Consider the following 2,896-nt stretch of genomic DNA (forward strand, 5'->3'; position numbering starts at 1 on the left):
CCTCGCGGCCGCCGTCGCGGTCGCCGGAGTAGGCGACCTGGGTGCCGTCCGGGGAGAACGTCGGCCACGACTCGTCGGAGCCGGTGTCGGTGAGCTGCCGCGGCTCGCCGCCGTCCACGCCGACCAGCCACAGGTCACCGCGCGAGCCGAACACCACGGTCTTCAGGTCGGGTGACAGCTGCGGGTGCGCCGCGTCCTGGCCCTCGGTCAGCTTGCGCACGCCGCCGTCCGCGCCGCGCACGTACACCTGCGGTCGCGGTTCGTCGCGCAGGCTGGTGAACACCACCAGGTCGCCGCGGGCGGACGCGTGGTCGTCGTGGTGGGCCGGCCCGGCGCCCATCAGTGGTTCGGTGGGGCCGAGCGCGTCCGGCCGCGGGTCGACCGCGTAGCCGAGGCTGCGGTGCCCGGTGCCCGCGTAGGCGATGCGACCGGCGACCGGTGGTTCACCCGGCTGGCCGGACGCCTCAGGGGGATCGGTGACGCCGCGCACCACCGCGATCACCCCGCACGCCACCAGGACCGCCGCGATCGCGGCGAGGGTGCGGGTACGCGCCCTTCTGGACAAGGTTCCACCTCCGGTCACGGGCCTGTCGCAGGCGATCGTCGCCGCGTGCGGCGCGCGCCCGGGAGGTCCGGTCGGGCAGGACCGGGGAAGACCCCGGGACTGTTCGGGCAACGGGTCGGGTGCGGCGGGTCAGATGAGGCCGTGGCGCATCACGTAACCCACGGCGTGGGCCCGGTTGCGCAACTGGAGCCGGGTGGTCACCTCGTGCAGCACGTTCTTCACCGTGCGCTCGGAGAACGACATCCGCGTCGCGATCTCGCCGGTGTCGTACCCCTCCGACACCAACCGCAGCATGTCCGCCTCGCGAGTGCTCAAAGTGGACAGTGTCGGCCCGTTCGGGTCGAGCACGCTGCGCTGCAAGCGACTCACGTGGTCCAGCAGCCTGCCCAGCAGGTCGCCCGGCAGCACCGCTTCGCCCTTGGCCAGCGCGACCGCGGTGGCCACCAGGCGGTCCTGGTCGGCCTCCGCGCGGCGGACCACCGCCACCACGCCGCAGTCGATGGTCGTCTGCAAGGCGTCCTGGTCGAAGCGGCCGACCACGACGCCCGTGCGCGTGCCCGACGACCGCCGCAACCGGCGCAGCAGCGAGGCCGCCGCGTCGTCCACCTCGTCGACCACGACCAACGACACCTGCGCGCGTTCGTGCTCGCGCGGGTCGAGCACCTCGACCTCCGGCCGCGGGCGCAACTGGTGCGTGACTCCCGTGCGCAGCACCGGGTCCTCGGCGTACACCGCCACCGGGATCCTCGTCATGACCACCTCCAGGCGAGCACGGGACCGCCCCGGCGGTCCTCGTAGTGCCATCCTGCGCACGCCGTGCGGGCCGTGGGAGATCCGGGGGCCGCCGGTGCACTTGTTTGCCCCCGGTGTGCCCTTTTTCCCCTGACGCAAGGGGTTCGGCCCTGCCTACCGTTCGACCGGTGACCACAACGACCGAATTCGGTCTTCCGACCGTGTTTGTCACGCCCGGTTCGGAGGCGAGCACGAAGCTGACGGTGCGCAACGACAGCGACATAGTCGAGGCGTACGAGTTCGAGGTGGTGGGCGAGTGCGCACCGTGGACCTCGGTCGAGCCCACGCGGCTCTCGCTGTACCCCGGCACGTCCGAGCAGGTGACCGTCGTGCTCCGGCCGCCGAGGTCGTCGGAGGTGCGGGCGGGTGAGGTGCCGCTGGGCGTCCGCGTCCTGCCGGTGGAGCGCCCGGAGTCGGCGGTGGTCTCCGAGACCACGGTCGTCGTCGAGCCGTTCCTCCAGCAGCACGCCGAGCTGGTGCCCGAGCGCCGGCGTGCCTGGCGCAGCGCGCGTTTCCACGTCGAGGTGCGCAACGTCGGCAACACCCCGGTCGGCGTGACCCTGGTCGCGGCCGAGGCCGACGACCAGCTCCGTGTCACCGTGCCCGCCGAGCCCGCGATCGTGGACCCGGGGGTGCGGGTGGAGCTGCCGGTGCGGGCGCGCGTCGGCAAGGTGCTGTGGTTCGGTTCGCCGCTGGCCTGGCCGGTGCGGCTGACCACGACGTCCTCCGCCGCCGAGTCCGAGGTGTTCCCCGCCACCGGCGAGGCCACCCAGGTCGAGGAGCTGGAGGGCGAGCTGCTCCAGCTCCCGGTGTTCGCCAAGTGGATGCTGGCGCTGCTGGCACTGCTGCTGGCCCTGCTGGTGGCGTGGCTGCTGCTGGTGCGCCCCGCGGTGCAGAGCGCCGCCCGCGAGGCCGCCGACGACCGGGCCGAGGAGCTGGTGGAGGCGGGGGAGCAGCAGGCCGCCGCCGCGCAGACCCAGCCGCAGCGCAGCGACGAGCAGCCGCCGAGCGGTCAGCAGCAGGGGCAGGGACAGGGGCAGCAGGGACAACCGGGCCAGGGCAACGCCATCGGCGGCGGCGCGCAGAGCTCCAGCAGCATCGAGGTCCGGACCAACACCGGCGACCAGGGCACCGGCAGCTACGTCGTGCCCGCCGGGAAGGTCTTCCGCATCACCGACCTCGTGCTCGCCAACCACCAGGGCGACGAGGGCGTGCTGACCATCGTCTTCGGCGAGCGCACGGTGACCACGATCGCGCTGGAGACGTTCCGCAACCAGGACTACCACTGGGTGACGCCGATCGACGTGCCCGAGAACAGCTCGGTGAGCGCGACCGTCACCTGCTCCCGGCCGGGCACCCCGGCCAGCGGTCGGCAGGCGCCGAACTGCCTGCAACTGCTCAACGTCAGCGGCACGCTCGCGGACGTGCCGCGGGAGTGACCGACGGCGGCCCGCCGTGGTCCGGTCCGCAGCACGCAGGAACGGCCCCGCCTTCCCGGGCGGGGCCTTCTGCTCTGCGCGGTGCCTGCGGTGGAAGTCC

General features: G+C 73.4%; 2 protein-coding genes and 1 pseudogene. 1 reads left to right on the forward strand and 2 read right to left on the reverse strand.

The window, feature by feature from the left end; all coding sequences use genetic code 11:
• Positions 1-565: pseudogene (locus tag AB0G02_RS33795) on the reverse strand (hypothetical protein); the annotation flags it as partial.
• A gap of 129 nt (positions 566-694) precedes the next feature.
• The gene (locus AB0G02_RS33800; protein WP_360802507.1) at positions 695-1,318 is read right to left on the reverse strand and encodes a LuxR C-terminal-related transcriptional regulator; all 624 of its coding nucleotides are present in this window, start codon (positions 1,316-1,318) and stop codon (positions 695-697) included.
• A gap of 167 nt (positions 1,319-1,485) precedes the next feature.
• On the opposite strand from AB0G02_RS33800, the gene AB0G02_RS33805 reads away from it, so the two are divergent.
• Positions 1,486-2,796, forward strand: a complete 1,311-nt coding sequence (locus AB0G02_RS33805) for a hydrolytic protein (protein WP_360802510.1) — start codon at positions 1,486-1,488, stop codon at positions 2,794-2,796.
• Positions 2,797-2,896 lie beyond the last annotated feature (100 nt).

The sequence above is a fragment of the Actinosynnema sp. NPDC023658 genome, assembly GCF_040639995.1.
Classification (GTDB): Bacteria; Actinomycetota; Actinomycetes; order Mycobacteriales; family Pseudonocardiaceae; genus Actinosynnema.